We start from the raw sequence: 16,591 nt of genomic DNA on the forward strand, positions 1-16,591 counted from the left end.
GCACCGGCGGTCCCGGCGAGCGCCCGCCCCGCTCACTCCCCGCCCGTCCGCACCGTCCGTACCGCCCGCGACCAGCGCTCACCGCGGACGAACCCCCGCAGGCGGCCCAGTCGGGTGAAGCGGTCGCGGTTCGCCACCGAGGCCCGGTCAAGCTCCTCCATCAGGCGCCGGCCGCGGTGCTCCAGGTCCAGTTCGTCCAGGATGCGGTCGATCTCGGCCAGCAGCGAGCCGTGCAACTGCCAGGCCTCCGGGTGCAGCTGGACGCGCCTCAGCAGCATCTGCGCGACCCGTTCACGGCTGGCCCAGGCCGCCGACAGCTCGGCGGTCAGCCGCTCCTCCGCCTCCTCCGCGTTCCGGCTGACCTGCGTCGACACCAGGACGGCGAAGCTCACCAGCGCGCCGCCGATGTGGGCGAGCAGCTCCTCCAGCGCCACCGCCACCTCCGGCTCGAAGAGCCGCTCGTCCTCGCCGCGACGCTTCGCCAGATCGGTGAGCGAGCGGGCGAGCACCCGCACCACGACCACGCAGATCTCCAGCGTGTCCAGGCCGGTGCGCAGCACGAGCCGGGACAGCGTGCCCTCCGAGATCCTCGGGTTGAGGCGGAGGCTGTCCTCCGCCTGCCGCAGCGCCGCGTCCACGTCGGCGATCGCCTGGTCGAGCCGGCGGGCCTCGTGCAGCCGGGCGGCGGCCCGCTCCACCGGCGTCGGGGCGCCCAGCTCCTCGCCGATCCGCAGCAGCAGGTGGCGGGCCCGGCGCGCGAGGTCCTCGATGGACTCGCCGGCCGTGTCCACCCAGACCGGCGGGGCGAAGACCAGGTTGAAGAGCAGCCCCACCCCCGCGCCGATCAGCGTCTCCAGCACCCGGTCCCAGGCCTGGGTGGCCAGCCGGGTCACGCCCAGGACCAGCATCGCGCTGATCGCGACCTCGTTCACGAACTCGTCGACCCGGACGAACTGCCCGATCGTCAGGGAGGCCAGGATGATCAGGCCCAGACTCCACCAGGACAGGCCCATCACGGAGCTGAACCCGATCGCGATCAGGACTCCGACCACCACCGAGTTCACCCGGCGGATGCTGGTGGTCAGCGTGGAGTAGAGGGTCACCTGGACGACCAGCAGCGCGGTCAGCGGAGCGGTCAACGGCGCCGGCTCGCTGCTCAGCTGCAGCGCGACGGCGTAGGCCAGCGTCGACGCCACCGTCGCACGCACCGTCAGAACCACCACCGGGTCCTTCAGCCGGCTCCTCAGGAAGGCGGTCACGGAACCACGATCAGCGAACATTCCTTCCTTCTTCCCAGCCGGTGGCCGGCGCACCGGAGATGTGGCATTCCTCACCGGGATGCCCACAAAGAGGGATGGGTCCGGGGCCGCGCCGACCGCGCCGGGCCGCCCCGGCCCGCCCCCGGGGCGGGGCCCGCCGGGTCCGTCCCGCCGCCCGTCCCAAATCGCGCGCCCCTCCCGGAGCGGCAACGATGGGTGCAGGGACAGGCCTGCGGGCCGGCGGTCCGGCCGGCCCGCAGGACACGCGCCGGAGGCGGGTGACAGCAACGATGGAGAACGCCGACGGCACTCGGTCGACGCAGGCGCCGCAGGAGCAGGCGTCGCAGCCGCAGGCCCCGGAGGTGCAGCAGCAGGCCCCGGAAGCCCCCGCCCGGCCGGGCGGACGGGCCCCGGGCAGACAGCCCGAACAGGGCGCCGGCACCGGAGCCGGGGGCTCCGGCCGCTCGGACCCCGGCCGCTCGGACTCCGGTCCATCGGGCTCCCGGACCGACGGCCCACGCCGGCCGGACGGCGGAACGCAGGCCCCGGAGGCCGCGAAGACCGCCCGGAGGAGCACCGGGCAGCAGGGCTCCGACAGCGCGAAGCCCGCCCGGAAGGACACCGGCCAGCAGGGCCCCGGCAGTGCGAAGAGCGCCCGAAAGGGCACCGAGCAGCCGGCTCCCGACCCGAAGGCCGCCCCGAAGCAGGCCACCGAGAAGAAGGCCACCGAGAAGAAGGCCGCCCCCGCCGAGGCGGGCCCGCCGGAGGGAACCCCGTCGCGGCTCGCCCGGACCCGACGGGGAGCCCTGGCGGTGGTGACCCGGACGCCGTTCACCTGCGGCGCCGTCGCGGCGGTCCTGCTCGTCGCCCTCGCCACCGGCACCCTGTGGAGCGCGGCCGAGGACCACTCCTGGTACCCGCAGGTCGCCTACGGCACCCCCTCGCTGACCTCGGGGCGCCTGTGGACCTTCGTCACCGGCGCGTTCTTCGCCTCCGACCCCTGGCAGTACGCGCTGATCGTCGTCGGCCTCGTCCTGCTGGTCGGCTGGACGGAGTGGCACCTCGGCACCGCCCGCGCGGCCCTGGTCTGCTGCGCCGGCCAGCTCGCCGCCACCCTGGGCGCCGCCGCCGCGCTGCTGGCCCTGCGCCAGACCGGCTGGGACTGGGCGGTGGGGCTCTCGCACGACCTGGACACCGGGTTCTCGGCCGGTGCGCTGGCGGCCGGTGCGGCGGCCTCGGCGGCCCTGCGCGCGCCCTGGCGCAGCCGGCTGCGGGCGGCGCTGCTCGCCTTCGCGGTGATCTGGCTGCTCTACTCCGGCACGCTCAGCGACGTGGAGCACTTCCTGGCGGTGCTGCTGGGCCTGGCCGTCGGGCGGCAGCTGGCGGGCGAGCGGGCGGCGGGCACCGGGCCGCCCAGCCGGCGGGAGTGGCGGCTGGGCGCGGTGACCGGCCTGGTGGTCGTCGCGGTGGTCCAGATCGTGGTCTGGCTGGCGCCCGGCTACGGACCGCTGGGCGACACCCACGGCCTGTCCGACTCCCACCTCGGCCTGGTGGTGAACCTGGTCGTGATCGCGGTGCTGGTGAACGGGCTGCGGCGGGGCAGCCGGCTGGCCTGGCGGTGGACGGTGGGCCTCGCCGTCCTCAACGTGCTGGCGGGCCTGCTGGCCGCGGTGGTGCTGATCCTCCAGGTCTCCACGGACGCCGACGTCGAGGTGACCGGCCTCCCGGTGCTGCTGCCGTCGGCGGTGATCTGGACCATGGAGCTGGCCCTGCTGATCGGCGCCAGGGACGCCTTCCGCGCCCCGTCGCGGCGGCACCGGCGCCGGGCCGCCGCGAAGGCCGGCCTGGACCGGGAGCAGGCCACCGCGCTGCTGAAGCGCTACGGCGGCAGCAACCTGTCCTGGATGACCACCTGGCGCGACAACTCGTACCTGTCGGCGGCGGACGGGCGGGCCTACGTGGCGTACCGCACGCACGCCAGGGTGGCGGTCGCGCTCGGCGACCCGGTCGGACGCCCGGAGGACCGGACCGAGGCGCTGGCCGAGTTCGCCGGGATGTGCGACGCCTCCGGGGTGGTCCCGTGCCTGTTCTCGGCGTCCGAGGCCACGGCGGTGGCCGCCGGGGCGATGGGCTGGCAGCACGTGCAGGTCGCCGAGGACACCGTGATCCCGCTGGAGGGCCTGGAGTTCCGGGGCAAGTCCTGGCAGGACGTGCGGACGGCGCTCAACCGGGCGAAGAAGGAGGGCATGGAGTACCGGCTCGGCGCACTGGCCGACGAGTCGCCCCGGGTGGTGGCGCAGGTGCGGGCCATCTCCGAGGAGTGGGTCAGCGACATGGGTCTGCCCGAGATGGGTTTCACCCTCGGCGGGGTGGAGGAGGCGCTGGACCCGGACGTCCTGGTGGGGCTGGCGATCGACCCGGAGGGCCGGGTGCACGGCGTCACCTCGTGGATGCCGGTGTACGGCGAGGGCGGCCGGCCGGCGGGCTGGACGCTCGACGTCATGCGGCGGCGCAAGCAGGGCGCGTTCCGGCCGGTGGTGGAGTTCCTGATCGCCTCCACCTGCCTCGCCGTCCGGGAGGAGGGCGCGAGCTTCCTGTCGCTGTCGGGTGCGCCGCTGGCCCGCGGCGCGACGACCGCCGACAGCACCCTGGAGCGCTTCCTGGACCAGCTCGGGGCGGCCCTGGAGCCGTACTACGGGTTCCGGTCGCTGCACTCGTTCAAGGCGAAGTTCAAGCCCGTCCACGAACCCATGCACCTGGTCTACCGGGACGAGGCCGACCTGCCCAGGATCGGCGTCGCGCTGACCCGGGCCTACATGCCGCAGGCCGGACTGCGGGACTTCGGCAAGCTCCTGGTGCCCTCCGGCGGGCACTGACCGGTGCCGGTCGGTGCCCGCCCCGGCCGGACCGCTCAGGCCGGCAGCGGGAGGTCCTCGGCCTCCAGCGCGGTGAGCTGTTCGGGGGTCGGCGTGGCGAGGTCCGCCATCCGCTCGGCCTGCCGCTCGGTCATCTCCTGGAAGGTCTGCCGGGCCGAGCGGCCGTTGCCGAAGCCCGCGCCGCGCGGCACCGTCTCGAAGTGGTGGAGCAGCCGCTCGCGGGCCGTCGCCGTCAGCTCGTACCGGTGCTCCTGCGCCTGGTGCTCGACGATCGCGACCAGGTCGGCCGCCGCGTAGTCCTCGAAGAGCAGGGTGCGGGTGAAGCGGGAGGACAGGCCCGGGTTGGACCCGATGAAGCGGGCCATGTCGGCCGGGTAGCCGGCCGCGATCACCACCACGTCGTCGCGGTGGTCCTCCATCAGCTTGACCAGGGTGGCGACGGCCTCCAGGCCGAAGTCGTGGCCGCCGCCGACCGCCGGCACCAGCGAGTAGGCCTCGTCGATGAAGAGCACCCCGCCGAGCGCCCGGGTGAAGGCGGCGGCCGTCCGCGGCCCGGTGTGGCCGACGTACTCGCCGACCAGGGCGCTGCGGTCGACCTCGACCAGGTGCCCGCGGCGCAGCAGGCCGAGCGCCTTCAGCAGCCGCCCGTAGAGCCGGGCGACGGTGGTCTTGCCGGTGCCGGGGTTGCCGGCGAAGACCAGGTGGCGGCTGAGCGGCGGGGCGGGCAGGCCGGCCTCCTCGCGCAGCCGGACGGCCTGCATCAGCTTCACCATGGAGTGGACGTCGTGCTTGACCCGGTCCAGCCCGACCAGGGTGGCGAGCTCGTCGAGCAGGTCGTCGAGGTGCTCCTCGGCGGGCTCGACCGGCACCTCGGCGGCGGGCACGGCCGGCAGCGGGGGCGCGCCCGCGGGCAGGCCGGGGGCGGCCGGCAGGGGGGCCGCGAGGGCGGGGCCGGCCCCGAGGTCGCACTCCTCGAACACCGGCGCCGCGCCCTCCTCGCCGCCGAGCACCTCCGCGCAGTCCAGGACCCGGCAGCGCCGCAGGTGCGGGGCCGCCCCGGCGGAGAGGTGCAGGGCGGGGAAGCCGGACCGCACCACGTCGCAGGAGGTGAGCAGGCCGCCGGCGTCCTGGGCGAAGTAGACGCCGTTCTTGCCGGGAGCCTCGATCCGCAGGCCGCTCACGACCGGCCGCGCGCCCGTCCACACCACCAGGCCGGAGCCGGCGCCGCCCTGCACGGTGCCGCCCTCCACGACCGCCTCGCTGCCGCTGTCCAGCAGGATCCCGGCGGCGCCCGCGTCGACCACCCGGTTGCCGGTCAGGGCGGCCTTCGCCCCCGGGCCGACCTCCAGGCCGCTGCGGACGGTCGCGGTGACCGTCGAGTGCTCGATCCGGGAGCCGGCCGGGGAGGAGACGGTGACCCCGGTGTCGGCCTCGGAGATCCGGCAGCCGGTGACGGTGGCGGACGCCTGCTCGGTGACGGCGACACCGGCCATCGTGACGCCGCTGACGGCGCAGTCGACGAGCTCCGCGCGGGCCCGGCCGGCGAGGTGGACGCCGTGTTCGGCGCCGCCGCGCACCCGGCTGTCGACGAGGCGGCCGACGGCCTCGCCGGAGAGGTGCAGCGCGCTGAAGGCGCAGTCGTCGAGCCGGCAGTCGGTGAGCTCCGCGCGGGCGGCGCCGGTGGCCAGCAGTCCGTTGGCGGCCGGCTCGCGGACGGTGCAGCCGCGGGCGGTGAGCCGGCCCTCGTCCTGGACGACCAGGGCGCTGGCGCCGGCGGAGCCGATCCGGCAGTCGACCAGCTCGGCCCCGGCCGAGCCGGTGACCTGCACGCCCGCCGCGCCGGCCGCCTCGATCCGGGTGCCGTCGGCGGCGCAGCGCGACCGGTCCTCCAGCAGCAGGCCGGCCCGGCCGGTCCGGTGCAGTACGCAGTCGCCGAGCCGGAGTCGGGCCCGGCCGCGCAGCCGGATGCCGGAGCCGGTGGTGGACTCCAGGCGCAGCCGGACGGCGTCGAGCCGGGCGTGGCCGGAGAGCACCGCGCCGGTGCCGTCGACGGTGGTGATCACGGTGTCCTCGGCGCGGACCCGGGCGCCGCCGGAGAGCCGCAGGGCGGCGAGTCTGGCCCCCTCCAGCCGGCAGTGCCGCAGCAGCACGGCCGAGCTGCCCTCGTCGGGGTCGCCCCCGGCGTGCTCGTCCGCCAGGTCGTCGTCGGTCTCGGCCCGGTCGGGCCCGCGGACCTCGACCCGGCCGCCGCGGACGGTGCAGTGGGCCAGCACCAGGCCGGCGCCGGGGGCGACGCTGACGGCGGGCTCGCCGGGGTCGGCGGCCTCGATGTCCAGGCTGCGGACCAGGCAGTCCGGCCCCTGGACGGTGAGGGCCGGGCCGGCCCCGGCCGGGGCGACCAGCAGCACGGTGCCGGTGCCCTGGTCGGCGACCAGGACCACCCGGCGCTCCAGCACCACGGCCTCCTCGTACCGGCCGGGGGCGATCACCACGGTGTCGCCGGGGACGGCGGCCCGCAGGGCGTCGCCGATCAGGCGGTGGGCGCCGCGCCCGCGCGGGCCCACGGCGTGGATCCGGCTCTCCTGGGCGGCGGGCTGGCGGGGTGTCCGGCGATCCATCAGGGTTTCTGTCCTTGCTGCGGGCCGGGGGCCGGCGGGAGCGGGTTGCGGTACCACGGGGGGTTGATGCTCGCCCGGTAGGCGTTGGTCAGCCAGAGCGAGGTGACGGTCTTCTCGAAGATCTTGAACGGCAGCTGGAGCCAGAACTCGCCGAAGCCCTGCCGGTGGAAGAACCGGCTGCCGCCGCCCATGATCACGGCGTTCTTGGCCAGCGCCGCGCTGCTCGCGGTGGTGAGGCCGGCCAGGCCGGCGATGCCGCCGTCCAGGAAGGCGTCCATGCCGCTGAGCACGTGGGTCTGGCCGTCGGCCCCGGTGACGCCCCAGACGGCGGCGTTCATCGAGCCGTTGACCCAGCCGACCACGCCGCCGAGCGCCGCGTTGTAGAAGAAGTCGTAGGTGCCGCCGCGCCAGCGGGTCGGGGTCTCGTTGCCGGCCCACTCGTTGGCCCAGTTCTTGTCGTGGTTGTTGGGCCGGCGCATCTCGTGCTTGCCGCCGTCCACGTTGCCCCAGACCGACTTCGGGCCGCCGGTGACGGAGCCTCGGATCTCGTGCATGCCGGTGCTGACCAGGCTCTTGACGCCCGCGCCGACCGCCGCGTTGGCGAAGGCCTTCAGGGCGTCCTTGCCGGTGAACGGCTTGTTGTTGGCCGCCGCCACGATCCCGTTGACGGCCAGGTTGGCGCCGAACTCCAGGATGAACTCCTGGCCGAACTCCAGCGCGACCTTCTTCGCCAGCACCTTCCAGTACGGCTGGTAGAGCGCCTCGCCGAGCGGCACCCGGCCGCCGGCCGCGGCGGGCAGGCCCGGCACGCCGTCCAGCGCGTTCTGCATCCGCGGGACGCGCACCGAGACCGAGTCGCCCCAGGGCAGCCGGTTGGCCTCGCGGACCCGCCGGCCGAAGCCGCGGATCTCGGTGAGCGGGCCGCGGAAGTCGTACTCGTTGCCGGTGACCCGCAGGCCGCCGCCCGGGGTGCTCTCCCAGACCAGGCCGCTGTCGGTGCGCTGGGCGACGATCCGCCCGTTGCCGTCGTAGCGGCGCCACTGGCTGCGCCAGGCGTCCTTCTCCAGGAAGGTGCCGTCGCCCAGCGGCCTGCGCTCGCGGACGACCGCGCCGTGGTCGAACTCCTTCCAGGCGCCCGCCGGGTGCGGCGCACCGCCGCCCGGCACGTACTCGCGCACCCGCAGCGGGCCGTCGCCGAGCGCCAGGTGCGGGGGCACCTCGCGGACGGTGAGCGCCGGGCCGCCGCCGGCCGGGCGGAACTCGTCGCGGAAGTGCCGGGCGCCGACCTGCCACTGGTCGTCCCAGGCCCGGGTGGCGCCGTTCCACCAGCGGCGGACCTGCTGCCCGGCGCCGTAGTCGACGACGGCGCCGCCCGGCCCGTACTTCTGCGTGAACCAGCGCTGCCCGCCGCCGGGGGCGGTGCCCCGCCAGGAGTCGGTGTACCGGCCGCCGTCGAGCATGTTCCGCTCGCGGACGAGGGCGCCGGCGCCGTCGAAGTCGCGGAAGGAGTCGTCCCAGGGCAGCCGCGGGTCCTCGGAGCCGCGGAAGAACGTCCGGTTGCCGGTGGTGACGGTGCCGAGGTGGTCGGTGGCCGTCCAGGTCCAGCGCGCGGAGTCCGGGCGGCCGGTGCCGGTGATCCGCATCGGGTTGCCCTGCGCGTCGCTCCAGGTGTCGTGGGTGCCGGTCAGGTTGCCGTGCGCGTCGCGCTGCACCCAGGCGTTGTCGAGGCGCCCGTTGACCTGGCCGGTCGCCGGGTTCACCTGGGGCGGCACCCGGTACTCGCGGACCGAACCGTCCGCGAAGCCCTCCCGGGCCACCACCCAGCCGCCGGCCGGGTCCTGGAACCGGTCCTGCCAGATCGGCCGGTTCGCGCCGGCGCCGGGCGCGGGCGGCAGGTCGGCCCGGTAGCCGCTGCGGCCGGGCTCCTCCCAGGGGACGTGCGCCGGGTTGGTCGGCGGGTGGCCGGGCGGGGTGGCGTGGTCGCCGACCTTGAGGGTGTTGCCGCTGTGCAGCTTGACGGTCGAGCGGACGAACCGGCCGTCGGCGCCGAGGTCGACCAGCGCGCCGTCCATCGCGACGTAGCGCACCCCGCCGACGGCGTTCGCCCCGCCGGCGTTCACCCCGCCGGTCTTGTTCCAGTGGAAGGTCTGGAAGCGGGTGTCGGTCGCCAGGTGGGCGGCGGCGCCCTGCGGGGTGCCGGCGTGCACCAGCCGGTCGCGCACCCAGATCGGCGGCCGCTGCTCGGACCACCGGGAGGTGATCAGGACGCCCTGGTCGGTGGCCAGCACCTCGCGCTTGCCGACCTCCTTGCCGTGCGGGGACTGCCGCTCCCAGGTGTGCTGGACGCCGGCCCGCCAGGTGTGCTCCTGGAAGTGGCCCGCCTTGTCAGGGCCGTGCGCCATCCCGTACTGCTTCTGGACGAGGGTGTTGTCGGCCAGTCGGTCGGTCCAGCCGCCGTCCCGGTGCGGGGTGCGCGGGCCGTGCGCCAGCTCGGTGCCGGCGCCGTCGAAGCGGTGCCAGGTCCACCGGCCGCCGGCGCCCCGGACGGCGAAGGTGTGGCCGGCCACCCCGCCGGTCTTCTGCAGGCCGTCCCGGTACTCGTGCACGGTGGTGCCCCGGTGGTCGACGTCCCGCCAGCCGAACCCGGAGGTGTCGTAGCGGCGGGTGCCGTGCCCGGCCAGGGCGCCGGTGTCGTCCCAGTGGGCCCAGCCGGTCCGGCGGTTGAGGTCCCCGAAGGAGATCGTGTCGGTGCGGCGGTAGGCGTCCAGCACCCCGCCGCCGGGCAGCACCCGGCGTTCGAACACCTCCACCGGCGTGTACGTCGAGCCGAGCAGCCGGATCCGGGCGCCGTTGCCGGTGATCTGGACCCGCCCGTGGTGGAAGGCACCGGTGCCGGCGGCCGGGGCGGGGTGCGCGGCGGCCGGGTGCGGCTGCCGGCTCCAGGTGGCCCCGGCGGCCGGGGTGTGGTCGATGACGTACTGGTGGTCGGTGCGGCGCCCGCCGTCCAGCACGTTGACGCCCTGGTGGGTGACGGCGCCGCCGTTCGGGTCGTGGGCGGTGAACTCGCCGTCCCGGGGGCCGCCCGGGCGGTCGAAGGTGACCTGGAGGCCGCCGTCCGCGCGGACGGTGACGATCCGGTGCGGCACCGCGGTACCGGCCGCGTCCTCCAGCCGGCCCGGGGCCCGGACGCCGGCCGGGTTCGGCTCGGGGACGACCGCGAAGGTCTGGTTCGGGTTGCCGTCGGGCCCGCGCAGCGCGGTGCCGGCCTCCAGCCGGGTGCCGTCGGCGCCGTACCGGACGAAGTCGCCGCCGGCGCCCGCCCCGGCGTCGGTGATCTGGTGCCCGCCGCCCGGGCGGACGGTGGCGGTGAGGTTCGGCAGCGCGGTGCCGGTGGAGTCGAGCACCGTGCGGGTCGGTGCGCCGCCCGGCGGGGTGTGCACCACCGCCCACTGGTCCAGCGGCGCGCCGCCCGCGCCGTGCAGCCGGGTGGCGTCGTCGGTGAGCCGGCCGGCGTCGTCGAAGACCCGGTAGGAGCCGGTGGTGGCGTCGCCCACCCGGAATCCGGTGCCGGCCGGAGTGACGATCCGCTGCGGGTCGTGCTGGAAGGCGTTGTCCAGCCACCGCGAGCCCAGCGGGTTCGCCGGGCCGGCCGCGGGGTGCTCCAGGTGGCCGGCCACCAGGCCGTTGGGGTCGAGCAGTTGCTGCCCGCGGTACTGGAGGGCGCCGTCGGCGCCGTACCGCTGGTAGTGCGCGCCGCCACCGGGGGCGGCGGGCGCCTGCTCGACCCGCCAGCCGCCGCCGGGGTGCGCGAGCACGCGGTCCGGCAGCGGACCGCCGGCGGCGTCGGTGAGCTGGTGGCCGCCGTGGCCGTCGGGCACCACGAACCGCCCGCCGCGCAGGCCGCCGCCGTCCGCCAGCGAGACGCCCTGCTCGGCGAAGCCGCCCTGCGGGGTGTACCGGGTGGACGTCCCGGTCCGCGGATCGGTGACCCGCCAGCCACCGCCCGCCAGCTGGTCGGCGGTCAGGCCGGTCGGCCGGCCCGCGGCGTCGGTCACCGGGTGCGCGCCGCCGTCGGTCACGAAGTGGGCACCGCGCGCGCCGGCGCCGTCGGCCAACGAGATTCCGGTCTGCACCTGCAGTCCGTCGACGCCGTAGCGCACCGAGCGGCCGGTGGCGGCGTCGGTGATCCGCACCGTGCCGTCGGGCAGTGTGGTCACCGCCTGCGGCAGCCTCGTCCCCGCCGCATCGGTCAGCACGTGCCCGCCCGCGCCGTCCGGCACCGCGAAGCGGGCGCCGCGCAGACCCGCGCCGTCGCCGAGCGCGAGCCCCTGCTCGGCGAAGCCGCCCTGCGGGGTGTACCGGGTGGACGTCCCGGTCCGCGGATCGGTGACCCGCCAACCGCCGCCCGCCAGCTGGTCGGCGGTCAGGCCGGTCGGCCGGCCCGCGGCGTCGGTGATCCGGTGCGGCGCACCGTCCAGCAGGAAGTGGCCGCCGCGGACGCCGACGGCGTCGGCGAGCGACAGGCCGGTCTCCACCCGCAGCCCGTCCGCGCCGTACCGGACCGAGACGCCGGTGGCGGCGTCGGTGATCCGCACCGTGCCGTCGGGCAGTGTGGTCACCGCCTGCGGCAGCCTCGTCCCGGTCGCGTCGGTCAGCACGTGCCCGCCCGCGCCGTCCGGCACCGCGAAGCGGGCACCGCGCAGGCCCGCGCCGTCGCCGAGCGCGAGCCCCTCGTCCAGGAACCGGCCCTGGGCGTCGACGTGCACGGACCGGCCGGTGACCGGATGGGTGACCCGCAGACCCGCGCCGCCGGGCAGCACGTCCAGGTGGTGCCCGGCGCCGCCCGCCAGGGCGTAGGTGATCATGCCGTTGTCGTGCGACAGCACCAGCACCGGGCCGACCCGCGTGCCGCCCGCGTCGCGCAGCGGGCGGCCCTCCTCGACCAGGGAGCCGGCGTGGTCGAACCCGTGATGGCCGCCGGTGGCCGGGTCGCGCAGGTCGAAGCCGCCGCCGGGACGGTCGGTGACGTTCAGCGGCAGCGGGCCGGCGGCGCCGTGCGCCGTACGGGTGGGGTTGCCCTGGACGTCGAAGTCGGTGTGCACGTGCTGCCCGTTGGGGGCGCCGTCCAGACCGCCGAGCGGGACGTCCTCGGCCACCAGCCGGCCGGTGCCGTCGTAGGTCTGGGTGCTGCCCAGGTGGGCGTTGTGGACGTCGAATCCGCCACCGGCGCGGGGCACCGGGTGCAGCAGCGGGTCGGGGACGCCGTGCGCGTCCACCATCCGGTGCACCGGGCCGCCGGGGGTGGCGGTGGTCTCGATCCGCCAGCCGTTCGGGCCGGCCGCCGCGTGGTCGGTCAGGGCGAGCTGGACCGGCGCGGGCGGAGCGGGCTGCGGCTGGGCGGCCTGGGGCTGCGGGTGGAGCTGCGGCTGGGCGTGCAACTGGGGCATCGCCGCGTTGCCGTCCGAGCCGCCGAGCAGCCGGGGGCGCTCGCGCAGGCTGTCGTGGGTGAGCCGGGCGAGGTCGGCGTCCATCCGCGCCGGGTCGACGCCGAGCCCGGCGAGCCGGTCGAGGCTGTCGTCGAGGCGGGTGGCGGCGGCGTCCACCGAGGCCTGGGCGTGGATCACCACCGGGCTGGGCCGGGATCCGGAGCCCGGCCGGGCGTTGAGATCGGCGAGCAGGCGCTCGGCCTTGCCGAACTCGTGCCGGGCCAGGGTGAGTTCCTGCCAGGCCTGGAGACGGGCACCCCGACCGGGGTCGTCCGCCGCGCCGAACAGGGCGACCACCCGGTCGCTCTGCTCGCGCCAGAGCCGGTCGAGCTGGGCGCCCGTCAGCCGCTCCGGGCCGGCGCCCTGCGCGCCCGCGCCGTGCGGGCCGCCGGTGGACGGGTGCCCGGCGCCGGGCGGCGCGGCGGTGACGGCGGGGCCGACGGCCGGGGTGTGCGGCACCGGGGCCGGCCCGCCGCCGGTGAGGGCCTGGACCGGAGCGGGGGCCGGGGCGTGCGACGGAGCTCCGTGGTGGTCCAGCAGGCCCAGCGCGTCGTCCACCCGGACGGCCGACCCGGGGGCCGGTGCGGGGGCGGCGTGCAGCGGGGGCAGCCCGACCGGCGGGGCGGCGCTCACCCGCGGCGGGGTGAACTCCGCCAGGTGGACGTTGACCTGGTGCGCCGTCAGTGCCTGGGTGCTGTGCTCCCCCAGGTGCCCGCCGGTGCTGAATACCGGGGCGTCGGCGCGGTTGAGCGGGGAGCCGGTGGCGAGCAGGTCCAGTGCGCCGTGCAGCTGCGATCCCGGTGCGCCGATCGGGCCGAGGCCGTGCACCGTGGTGGCGGGCGCGGTGGTGACCGGGGTGAACGCGCCGCCCGGGTGGACGGTCGCGACCGACTGCAGGGTGGTCGCCGGGTGCACCGTGGCGGCCGGGGCGAGCAGGTCGGCGGTGTGCACGGCCGGGATGTGCGGGGCGGCGGTGTGCAGCGCCCCGCCGCCGGCCGTGCCGACGGTACCGAGCCCGTTCACGGCCGGGCCCGGCTGGTGCAGCAGGCTCACCGTCTGGGTCTGCAGGGACGGCAGGTGGACGGTGCCCGCGCCGGAGCCGAGCGTGTCGGTGAGGTGCGCGGCCGGCGTCACCGGCTGGGTGCTGCCGAGGGTGCCCGGCAGGTGCAGGGTGCCGGGATTGCCCGCGTGCGCGGCCAGGTTCCCGGTGGCGCCGGGGCCGTGCGCGCTGACACCGAGTCCGGTGTCCAGGTGCAGGCCGCCCGGGGTGACGGTGAAGTTGCTCCAGTCCCCCATCCGGACGGCGTGCAGCTCGCGCACCGGGGTGTCCAGCAGCGCGTCCAACTGCCGTACCGCGTGCGGGGCGAGGGAGAGCTGGTCGGTGAAGCCGCTGTGCACGCCGAAGGTCGGCGGGCGGGAGAACCCCAGGCCGAGGCCGCCGGGCTCCAGGTGCGGCAGGTCCAGACCGCGCGGGCCGGACCAGTCGCCCAGCCGGATCTTCGCGAGGTCCGCCCGCGGGAGGTCCACCAGGGCGTCGACCTGGTGCAGCGGCGGCGGCACCGGGACGGCCGCCGCGGTGCGTCCGGCGGTGCCCAGGATCGGCGCGCCGAAGCGGAACTTGCCCAGCACGCCGCGCTCCACGAAGCCGATTCGCAGGGCGCCGCGCAGCCCGTACTGGCCGATCTCGGCCGCGTCCACCGGCAGCACCAGCCGCAGCCACTTGGTGCCGCCGAGCTCGGCGCGGGCGAACTTCCAGGAGGCGGTGCCGAGCCGGCCGAGTCCGGCGGGCAGTCCGCGGACCAGCCCGGGGATCGCCTTGATGCCGTTGATGACGGCCAGGCCGCTGCCACGGATCGTCATACCGGCCCAGGCCGGCAGTTTGGTGATCGATCCCATCACCCAGAGGCCGCCGGACCTCACCCAGCTGCCGGCCAGCGAGGCGAAGTCGCGCAGGCCGGGCAGGAAGGCGAAGCCGTGCATGCCGCCGCCGGTGAACATGCCGCGGAAGAAGTTGGCCACCGCCTGACCGACGCCCTTGATGCCCTTCCAGGTGAACTTCGCCCCGGCGCTGATGAGTTTGAGCAGCGGCAGGCCCTTGGTGGTGGGCGCGATCATGCCGAGGCCGGAGAGGAAGAGGTCCAGCGCGCTCGCCTTGCCCTGGGCGAAGTCGACCGCGGTCTTGACGAAGATCGCGAGGTTGACGCCGATCGCGATCAGGGCGATCGGCCCGCCGAAGATCAGGGCCGGCAGGATCAGTGCGATCGCCAGCCACTGGAAGGCCTCCCAGAACAGGTCGCAGTCGGAGACCGGCTGCTTGATGCCCCGGGCGGCGCTGCTGAGCGCGCTGCCGGCCGTCCGCCCGGCCTCGTCCTGCGCGGTGCCGGCCTGCCGCGCGGTGCTCGCGAGTTCGGTCAGCCGGGTGTCGTCCTTGGCCAGGCCGCGCCCCTGGGAGAGCGCGTTGTCGGCGCGCCACTGCTGGTCGCGGACCACGCCCGCGTAGGTGGTGAGCGCCCGGGCGGAGTTCTCGAAGGCGTCGGCGACGGACTGCACGAAGCCTCGCAGCGGTCCGCTGATCTTGTCCCGGAGGGCGTCCGCGGTCTGCCCGACGAAGGCGCCGTCGCCGGTCTTGTTCAGCACCGCGTCGAGCGCGTCGTCGATCTCCCGGGCGACCCGGCCGAGGTCGGCCAGCGAGCGCTGCACCTCGTCCATCCGCTCCGGGTCCCCCGGGGTGGGGTCGGCGGTCAGGCCGATCGCGTTCCAGTCGGTCGGACGCTGGGCCATCTCGGGTCCTCTCCGTACGCGGCCTGGCGGGCGGGGCCTCCCCCGGCGCGCCTCCCCCGGCACGCGGAGGCACTCCCGGCCCGACCACGTGTGGATCACCGATCCGGTTCACCGTGAACCGCGGCACCCGTCCGCACGTGGTCCGCCCGGAGCACCACGGCAACCCGACCGGAGGGACGTCTTGCCCGACTTCGCGATGGACTACGGGATCCTCAACGAGGCCCGCAAGGACCTGCACGACCTCGCCGACCGGATCTCGCCCACGCTGTCCAACAGCATCTTCTCCCAGCTCGGTTCGGGGAACCTGGGTGACGCCCAGGCGGTGTTCGGCGACCCGAACGTCACCAACGGCTTCCGCAGCCTCTACCGGCTGTCCAAGGACCCGATGAACCGGGCGGTGGACCACCTCAAGCAACTGGGCGACGTCTTCGGGGCGGTGGCGGACGGCTACTTCGACGTGGACGCGCAGATCTCCGACGGCCTGGGCGTCATGGGCGCCAACATGGGACTGGACGCCTGGCGCGGCCGCAAGGACGCCTGGGACTACCGCAACGCCCACGCCGACCAGTGCGTGCCGGGCCCGGACGGGAAGGTCCCGGACTTCTGCAGCGTCACCGACCCCGGCGCGCCCCCGGTCGACCAGACCATCAACACCGCCAACGGCTCGGTGCACACCCACCTGACGCTGGACGACCACAACAACGTGGTCAAGGAGGAGACGACCGTCACCCACGACGGCCAGACCTACACCTCCACCACCAGCTACACCGACAACGGCCGGTCCTTCACCACCGACACCGTGTACTCGGACGGCACCAAGAACCACGCCGAGACCCACCTGCACGAGGACGGCACCGGCGACATGACGGTGACGGACAACGACGGCGTGAAGACCGAGTACCACCGCGGCGGTCCGGGCCAGGAGTGGCAGCAGACCGGCGGTGGCAAGCCGCAGGACAACACCGATGACACCTACTACCCGCCCAGCATGTTCTGACGTGCTGTCGGAACGCCCCTGACGAGAGGACGACCATGCCCAACATCTCCCTGGACTTCGACAAGATCGAGGCCACCTCGGCCCGGCTCGACTCGGCCAGCGACAACATCGTGCCGATGCTCAACGACCTGAAGAACGACGTGAACAACCTGCTCGGCGACGGCATGGTCTTCCAGCAGTCCAGCCCGGCGATGCAGGAGGCCTACGACAAGTTCAACACCAGCCTGCTGGCCGCGATGGACGGCATCAAGGGCTTCGCCAAGCAGTTCCGGCAGATCAAGGACCAGATGCACCAGATGGACGCCGACATGGCCAGCAGCCTGCGCGAGGGCAGCTGACCCAGGCCTGCCGGAGGGGGTCGGGGCGGGTGCCCCGGCCCCCTCGGGTGTGTCCGGGGCGGGTCGGCGGGCCTGGGGCGGGTCGGCGGGCCCGGGGCGGGTCGGCGGGTCGGCGGGCCCGGGGCGGGTCGGCGGGTCGGCGGGCCCGGGGGCCCGCCCCCCCCCCCCCCCCCCCCGCCCACCCCCCGCCCCCCCCCCCGCGGCCCCGCCCCCCCCCGCGCCGCACCGGCCCCGCC

At 75.8% G+C, this 16,591-nt stretch carries 6 protein-coding genes; 3 read left to right on the forward strand and 3 right to left on the reverse strand.

What is annotated here, in order from left to right; translation table 11 throughout:
- Window positions 1–32: 32 nt before the first annotated feature.
- Window positions 33–1,280: an aromatic acid exporter family protein gene (locus tag ACFTWP_RS37870; protein ID WP_380269672.1), complete on the reverse strand. Its 1,248-nt coding sequence runs from the start codon at window positions 1,278–1,280 to the stop codon at window positions 33–35.
- 257 nt (window positions 1,281–1,537) lie between these two features.
- On the opposite strand from ACFTWP_RS37870, the gene ACFTWP_RS37875 reads away from it, so the two are divergent.
- Window positions 1,538–4,135 carry a phosphatidylglycerol lysyltransferase domain-containing protein gene (locus ACFTWP_RS37875; RefSeq protein WP_380269673.1) on the forward strand — a complete coding sequence of 866 codons (2,598 nt, stop codon included), beginning with the start codon at window positions 1,538–1,540 and terminating at the stop codon, window positions 4,133–4,135.
- 35 nt (window positions 4,136–4,170) lie between these two features.
- Here the strand turns inward: ACFTWP_RS37875 and ACFTWP_RS37880 are convergent, their stop codons facing one another.
- On the reverse strand, window positions 4,171–6,753 hold the full coding sequence (locus tag ACFTWP_RS37880; protein WP_380269674.1) for a right-handed parallel beta-helix repeat-containing protein: 2,583 nt from the start codon (window positions 6,751–6,753) through the stop codon (window positions 4,171–4,173).
- Window positions 6,753–15,020, reverse strand: a complete 8,268-nt coding sequence (locus ACFTWP_RS37885; RefSeq protein WP_380269675.1) for a putative T7SS-secreted protein — start codon at window positions 15,018–15,020, stop codon at window positions 6,753–6,755. The genes ACFTWP_RS37880 and ACFTWP_RS37885 overlap by 1 nt, the downstream gene beginning before the upstream one ends.
- A gap of 181 nt (window positions 15,021–15,201) precedes the next feature.
- On the opposite strand from ACFTWP_RS37885, the gene ACFTWP_RS37890 reads away from it, so the two are divergent.
- The gene (locus ACFTWP_RS37890; RefSeq protein WP_380269676.1) at window positions 15,202–16,017 is read left to right on the forward strand and encodes a hypothetical protein; all 816 of its coding nucleotides are present in this window, start codon (window positions 15,202–15,204) and stop codon (window positions 16,015–16,017) included.
- 35 nt (window positions 16,018–16,052) lie between these two features.
- Complete coding sequence (locus ACFTWP_RS37895) at window positions 16,053–16,355, forward strand: WXG100 family type VII secretion target (RefSeq protein ID WP_073926773.1); 303 nt, start codon at window positions 16,053–16,055, stop codon at window positions 16,353–16,355.
- The last annotated feature ends 236 nt before the right edge of the window (window positions 16,356–16,591 follow it).

It is taken from the genome of Kitasatospora sp. NPDC057015, from assembly GCF_042673745.1.
Taxonomy (GTDB): domain Bacteria; phylum Actinomycetota; class Actinomycetes; order Streptomycetales; family Streptomycetaceae; genus Kitasatospora.